Source organism: Paraburkholderia sp. NMBU_R16 (assembly GCF_013282575.1).
GTDB lineage: Bacteria > Pseudomonadota > Gammaproteobacteria > Burkholderiales > Burkholderiaceae > Trinickia.
Window position 1 is genome coordinate 147978 of record NZ_JAAAYE010000005.1, and the last position, 6043, is coordinate 154020.

Annotated in this window: 5 protein-coding genes and 3 pseudogenes; 5 read left to right on the forward strand and 3 right to left on the reverse strand. The window is 61.8% G+C overall.

Translation table 11 applies throughout. The features are described from left to right. The first annotated feature begins 23 nt into the window (after positions 1 to 23). On the forward strand, positions 24 to 788 hold the full coding sequence (locus tag GWC77_RS04150; RefSeq protein ID WP_173255596.1) for an SDR family oxidoreductase: 765 nt from the start codon (positions 24 to 26) through the stop codon (positions 786 to 788). 31 nt (positions 789 to 819) lie between these two features. On the opposite strand, the pseudogene GWC77_RS04155 reads toward GWC77_RS04150, so the two are convergent. Beyond that, positions 820 to 1476: pseudogene (locus tag GWC77_RS04155) on the reverse strand (helix-turn-helix domain-containing protein); the annotation flags it as partial. On the opposite strand from GWC77_RS04155, the pseudogene GWC77_RS04160 reads away from it, so the two are divergent. Continuing rightward, positions 1458 to 1742, forward strand: a pseudogene (locus tag GWC77_RS04160) (hypothetical protein); the annotation flags it as partial. The pseudogenes GWC77_RS04155 and GWC77_RS04160 overlap by 19 nt on opposite strands. 77 nt (positions 1743 to 1819) lie before the next feature. Beyond that, positions 1820 to 2354 (forward strand): annotated as a pseudogene (locus GWC77_RS04165) (GNAT family N-acetyltransferase). Between the two features lie 121 nt (positions 2355 to 2475). Here GWC77_RS04165 and GWC77_RS29495 read toward each other — a convergent pair. Then, a complete protein-coding gene (locus GWC77_RS29495) occupies positions 2476 to 3432 on the reverse strand; it encodes a peroxiredoxin (protein WP_367948991.1) in 957 nt (318 codons plus the stop codon). A gap of 362 nt (positions 3433 to 3794) precedes the next feature. On the opposite strand from GWC77_RS29495, the gene GWC77_RS04180 reads away from it, so the two are divergent. Then, entirely contained in the window at positions 3795 to 4349 is a 555-nt protein-coding gene (locus GWC77_RS04180; protein WP_173255597.1) for a hypothetical protein, read from the forward strand. A 603-nt stretch (positions 4350 to 4952) separates the two neighbouring features. Here GWC77_RS04180 and GWC77_RS04185 read toward each other — a convergent pair. Next, complete coding sequence (locus tag GWC77_RS04185) at positions 4953 to 5222, reverse strand: hypothetical protein (protein ID WP_173255598.1); 270 nt, start codon at positions 5220 to 5222, stop codon at positions 4953 to 4955. 465 nt (positions 5223 to 5687) lie between these two features. On the opposite strand from GWC77_RS04185, the gene GWC77_RS04190 reads away from it, so the two are divergent. Continuing rightward, on the forward strand, positions 5688 to 6043 hold a 356-nt coding region (locus GWC77_RS04190; RefSeq protein WP_217283161.1), incomplete at its 3' end, for a hypothetical protein.

Genomic DNA, 6043 nt, shown 5'->3' on the forward strand with positions numbered 1-6043 from the left:
CTACTTTTGAATGGAGAACCAACATGGGACGTTTGACCAACAAAGTCGCGCTCGTCACCGGCGCGAGCTCGGGCATCGGCCGCGCCACCGCTAAGTTGTTCGCCTCTGAGGGAGCCAAGGTAGTCGTCGGCGCCCGCCGCTCGAACGAATTAGCCGCGCTCGTGACAGAAATCGAAGCCGCGGGAGGTGAGGCAACCGCCCTCGCTGGCGATGTGCGTTCGGAAGACTATGCCAAAGCACTCGTCGCTGTGGCGGCAGAGAAGTACGGCCGCCTCGACGTTGCCTACAACAATGCCGGTACGCTCGGCGAAATGGGCCCGAGCGCCGGCATTTCCGAAGACGGCTGGAACGCCGCGCTCGCGACCAATCTGACCAGTGCCTTCCTTGGGGCGAAGCACCAGATTCCCGAAATGCTGAAGCAAGGTGGTGGATCCATCATTTTCACATCGACGTTCGTTGGCTACTCGTTCGCGTTTCCCGGCACTGCGGCCTACGCGGCGAGCAAAGCCGGCCTGATCGGTTTGACGCAGGCGCTCGCGGCTGAGTATGGCGCGCAGGGTGTGCGGGTCAACGCGGTGTTGCCGGGCGCCGTGGACACGGAGATGTATCGAGGCATGAACGACAGCAGCGAATCGCAGGCGTTCGTGACCGGGCTGCATGCGCTCAAGCGAGTCGCAAAACCCGAGGAACTGGCGCGTTCGGTGCTGTACCTTGCGTCGGACGATTCGTCCTTCGTGACCGGCACCGCATCACTGGTCGACGGTGGGGCATCGATTACGCGAACGTGAATAGCTGCAGAAAAGGAGCGCCATGTGAGCTTCAGTGCGACGAAACATACGTCGCATCGTCAAACGCCGGCACGGCGAAGCTTTCGCGCATGCGCCTGGCCTCTGCCGCAGGCGTCAACCCGAAAAGGCGCTTGAATTCCCGGCTGAACTGCGAAGAACTCGTGTAGCCCACGGCGTGACTGGCGGCATCGGCGCTCAGGTCCTGACGCACCATCAACAGGCGGGCCTGATGAAGGCGCGTCGACTTGATGTACTGCATCGGCGACACCTGCGTGATCGCCTTGAAGTGGCTGTGGAAGCTCGGGACGCTCATACCTGCTTCCTGAGCAAGCTGAGTCACGTTCAGCGACTGCGCATAGCAGGCGTGGATAAGGCGCAGCGATCGGGCGATTCGGCCGAACTGCCCGCGCATGGCAAGGGCCTCCCTCATCGAGCGTCCCTGCGCTCCGGTAAGCACGCGGAAGTACAGTTCGCGCAGCAGACCGTGGCCCAATACGGCGGCTTCGAGCGGCCGGTGCATCGCTTCGAGCAAGCGCAATACGGACGCATCCATGGCATCGTCCATCGGCGTCGACATCATGCTCTGCGGCGCCTGTACGCGCTCCGTGACGCCTTCGCGATCGATCTGAGCCGCGACTTCCGCAACCATGGAGAAGTCGAGGTGGAGGTATAGGGCGAGTAGCGGCCGAACTGCTTCAGCAGACGTGGCGCGGTGTGCGCGTCGTCGAGCTCGAAGGTCCGCGTCGGGCGAGTCCCAACGATCTGGCCTTGTCATTTGCCCGCGTGTCGGGCCGCAAGGTACGCGCGGAAGTCGTCGAAAGGCAGACGTGGGAAACGCCGTTCCTCGCACAGGGCATGAAGCATCCCCTAGTCGAGCTGGAGAGGGTCTTGAGGGAGCTTGAAGAACGTCCGGTCTGCAAGATGATCGGGACGCTGTGTCACTATCGCGCGTGAATCGAAGTGGCTCTGCCCTGGGCCGATCGATCGCGGCCGAATAGAATAGGCGAACGTAGAACTCAGGGAGCCATAAAGTGAGAATCGATCATCCTCCCGATTCAGGGTACCCAGGCGTATCGCTTCGACAACTCGAACGCTCGGACATCGATGATTGGTACGCGTACCTGAGACTTCCGAACGTCTATGGGCCGACGAGCTGGAACCTGAGTTCCGGCGACGATCTTATGCCGTTGTTCGATGAACTCGAATCCGCCTCTGCCGTATCGGCGCGTCGTCTTTCAATCGTCAGCGATGCTAGCGGTGAGTTGGTCGGCACGATCGGTTTCCACACCGTCTTCGAGCTCAACCGGACGGCCGAGATCGCGTATGACCTATCTCCGTCGAAGGGGCCGAGGAATCGCTCGCGCTGTCTGCGAGCGGGTTGCTGCGTGGTCATTCGAGGAATATGGATTTGTCCGCGTTCAGGGTACGGTGTTGCAAGGGAACTCCCGTTCGGCGCGGGTACTCGAGGATTGCCATTTCCGGTACGAAGGCCTCCTCCGCTCGTACCGCATGGTTCGTGGCGTGCCAAGTGACTTTGCTGTTTACTCACGTTTGGCAACAGATTAGTCGGTACTTCACGAAAGCGACCGTCGCCTTTCGCAATGCCGAGCGCCCAAACTTCATCATGATCGCAGACCGGCCCGATGTAATGCTTGCCCGCGTCACGGCCCGAACGCAAACGACCTTACTATCTGTTTTCCTTCAGCCTCGACGTTAGCAACGCATATTTTTCCGGCGAGGTATCCGCCAGCGCCGCTTCGCGAGTGGAAGGAGTATCGTCGTACGGCACCGGTTCGGGGAACTGGCTCACGGTGAGATCCCACTTTTTTCCGTCGATCAGATTGTAGAAGTGAGTGCCGCCCGAGGTACGCGTCGAGAGAATTTCACCACCAAAATGGTCCTGCACAACGAGCGCGGTGATGCTGCAATGATTCTGCGCTGGATTCGATGGTGACCAGGCGTTAGTCGGACTTGACGTGTCCGCGGACCACACGCGTGAGATGGCTCTGTACAAATCGAGGGGCGTCGAAAAGGTCTTCGGTGCGTCGGGCATTTTATTGTCCTCTTTCATTGCAGAAAATTTATTGTTCATCTCCAGCCACGCGAGCACTTCAGCCGCGTTGCGATGAGGCGGAAACACCGGATAAAAAACATGCTCGATCACGCCGTCGTTAATGACCATCGTCAAACGCTTCAACAGTGTCATGCCCATAGCGGTGAAGGTCGGCAGCGAAAGGGCCCTCGTCAACAGGAGACGGTCGTCCGACAGTAGTGGGTAGGGCAGATGCAAACGCTCGACAACCCCTCTTTGATCGGGCGTATCTTGCGTCGAGAGTCCAAAGATACAGGTTGCGCCGGCTGCCTTCATTTCGGCCGCGTGATCGCGAAAGGCACACGACTGCGGTGTACATCCCGGGGCGCCGGGGATCGACAACCACCCATCGGGCACCGGCTCGTCCGGACGTTTTTTCCGGGGGTAAGCGTAAATAACGGCGCGGCCGACGAGTCGACTCAGGTCGACCGCGTCTCCATCCGTCGAGTTCAACCGGATGCTGGGCATGCGCAGCCCCTTTAGGTGACTTGCTCCACCGTCGTCTATAGGTGCCGGCATCGTTGACCAATCGATGTTCATCGGATCTTTCACGTTTATCTCACTGGGTGAGCCGACGACTGAGGGGCGCTAACGAAAAAGCCCCGTCGTTGCCGGCGGGGCTTTTTCGCGCAAGTTGCTGAAAATGTCTAGCCTATGCACGCCCCCAACGCAGTCCCATGTGGGCATGCGCATGCTGGCGAATCGAAATTGAAAATGATGTGATGGCTTGCATGGGTAACGAGTGTGCCTTCAGTCTCCGAAATCGTCAACGAATGCATTATGTGGCGTTCGTGCTTAAAATCATGTCCGCTCGCAACCACCGCTGAGCGCCATGAGCCCCCTTAACCATTCGAACAGCGCAGAGCGCGCATGCTGACATCCTTCAGTTGCTGCGTCGCCAGTCATCTCCCTCTATGAAACGCTTTCTGCTGCCAGCCGCCCTCTTCGCTGTGTCCGCCACGCTGCACGCCGCCGACCTGCCGGCAAGCGTCGCTGCCCAGTTGCCATCGGGTTACGAGCCGATGGTGTTCCGCACAGGACCGCTGATCGAAGGCGGCCGGCGAAGCTTGCTCGTCGTCGCTCATCGGCGCGACGACTCGGCAAACAGCCCTTCGCCTCGTCCACTGCTGATCTTTGAGGAACAGGCAAGCAATCGCTACCGGCTCTCCGCGCGCAACGATACGGTTGTGCTGCGCGCCAACGACGGCGGCCAATGCGATCCGTTCGACGGCGACGACGGGCTCGCAGTCAAGGGCCGCTACTTTACGGTGCAGAACGGCGTCGCGTGCGGCGCACACTGGACCGACTTCATCACATTCCGCTACGACGCCCAGCACCGCGCATGGCTCTTCGATAGCGAGATCTTCACATCGTCCGATCCGCTCAACGGCACGCCGGACAAAACCGACGTGATGCGCGCGAAGCACACGAAGCCGGTCGCATTCGAGACTTGGCGCCCCGCGCGTTGAAGCGACGCGCTGCATGAGCAGCGCTGAGGTTGCGATGCGTAGTTCGATCCGCGCCTCACTTGGCGGATTTCATCTCATCGTGCAGGCAGTGTCGTGTCCCGGTTCTCCCAATTCAATCTGCGTTCGGTCTAGCGGGCACAGCCGATGCTGACTTGCATCGTGACACCGTGGTCGCCCACTGTGGAGCATCGCGTAAAGGCACGCGGTCGGCGACTGGAGCCATCCGTCCAGATCGGCCATCAAAATGGCGAGCGTTTCCATACGTCGCAGGCCTAGGATGGAAACCTCGTACACCGCTTCCCAGTGCTTCGGCGGAGTCAGGGTCACGCAGATGCGATCCCGCGGCTCGTCCCGATGAGCACTCCGCAAGGAGACGGCATATGAACGTAGTGAACGCAAGGATCAGACCAAGCGATCCGAAGCCCGTTGTACTGTTCGGCCAGGCCGAGCGTTCGCATTCGGGTGCAGGCTACCCCGATGCAAAGAGCAGGGCCGCACCGTCTGCGCGGGTCAAACGCCTCGCGCTTTGGGTTGCGTCGGCGAGCGCATTGGCTGTCGGGCTCATGGGTCTCGTCGTGTACGGCGGTGACCAGGTGCTCGGGATCATCCGAGCCGCGTCGCGAGCGCAACATACGGCTTGGTCCGGTCAAATCGCGCTACGGTCGTCGCCTCCCGCTCGCGCAGCCGCGGTTGCCAACGCTGAGCCCGTGCTCCCTGCGCCTTCTGTGCCTTCTGTGCCTTCTGTGCCTTCTGTGCCTTCTGTGCCTTCTGTGCCTTCTGTGCCTTCTGTGCCTTCTGTGCCTTCTGTGCCTTCTGTGCCTTCTGTGCCTTCTGTGCCTTCTGTGCCTTTGCCTTCTGTGCCTTCCGCGCCATCCGATCATCGCGCTCAACCTACTCCGGATTCGGCTGCGCCGCAGCCGGTTACACGAGGACGAGGTCAAGCAAACTATGCTGAGCCGCTGAATCGCCGCCATTCGGCGCCGCACGCGAGAGCGATTGCGCCGCATGCACCCGTGCTCACTCCAACCATACCGTCAACCGAACGAGCGTCTTCGTCCGATGGCGTAGGGAGATCATTGACACGTCCTGGCCCGGGAACTGCGATTGACAGTGCTGAATTCGACCCACCTGTGCCTTCCGCTTCGTTAGATCAACCCAGCGCACCTTCCCCGAATCCTCCTTTGCTGAAGTTCGATCAGCAACAGCTTGCAGGCGGTGACGACGCGGGCGGTTCGGGCACAGGTGGCTCGGATGCTGGCGCGGGCGGTCCTGGTGCAGGCGCAGGTGGTTTGGGTGCAGGTATAGGCGGTTCGGGCGCAGGTGGTCGGGGCGGAGTCGGTGCCGGCGCAGGCGGTACGGCTGCAGGTTCAGGCGCGACAGGTGCCGGCGCAGGCGGTGCCGGCGGTACCGGTGCAGGTGCCGGCGGTACCGGTGCGGGTGCTGGCGGTGCGGGTGCTGGCGGTGCGGGTGCTGGCGGTGCGGCTGCAGGTGCTGGCAGTGCCGGTGCCGGCGGTCACGGCGGAAGCGGTGCAGGTGCAGGTGCAGGTGGCGCAGGCGGTACTGGCGCAGGCGGTGCTGGCGCAGGCGGTACTGGCGCAGGCGGTGCCGGCGGAGGCGGTGCTGGCGCAGGCGGTGCCGGCGCAGGTGGTGCCGGCGCAGGTGGTGCCGGCGCAGGTGGTGCCGGCGCAGGCGGT

Coding starts and splice junctions, on each gene's coding strand:
- GWC77_RS04150 (WP_173255596.1), top strand. CDS start 24: ATGGGACGTTTGACCAACAAAGTCGCGCTCGTCACCGGCGCGAGCTCG.
- GWC77_RS04180 (WP_173255597.1), top strand. CDS start 3,795: ATGAAACGCTTTCTGCTGCCAGCCGCCCTCTTCGCTGTGTCCGCCACG.
- GWC77_RS04185 (WP_173255598.1), bottom strand. CDS start 5,222: ATGGCGCGGAAGGCACAGAAGGCAAAGGCACAGAAGGCACAGAAGGCA.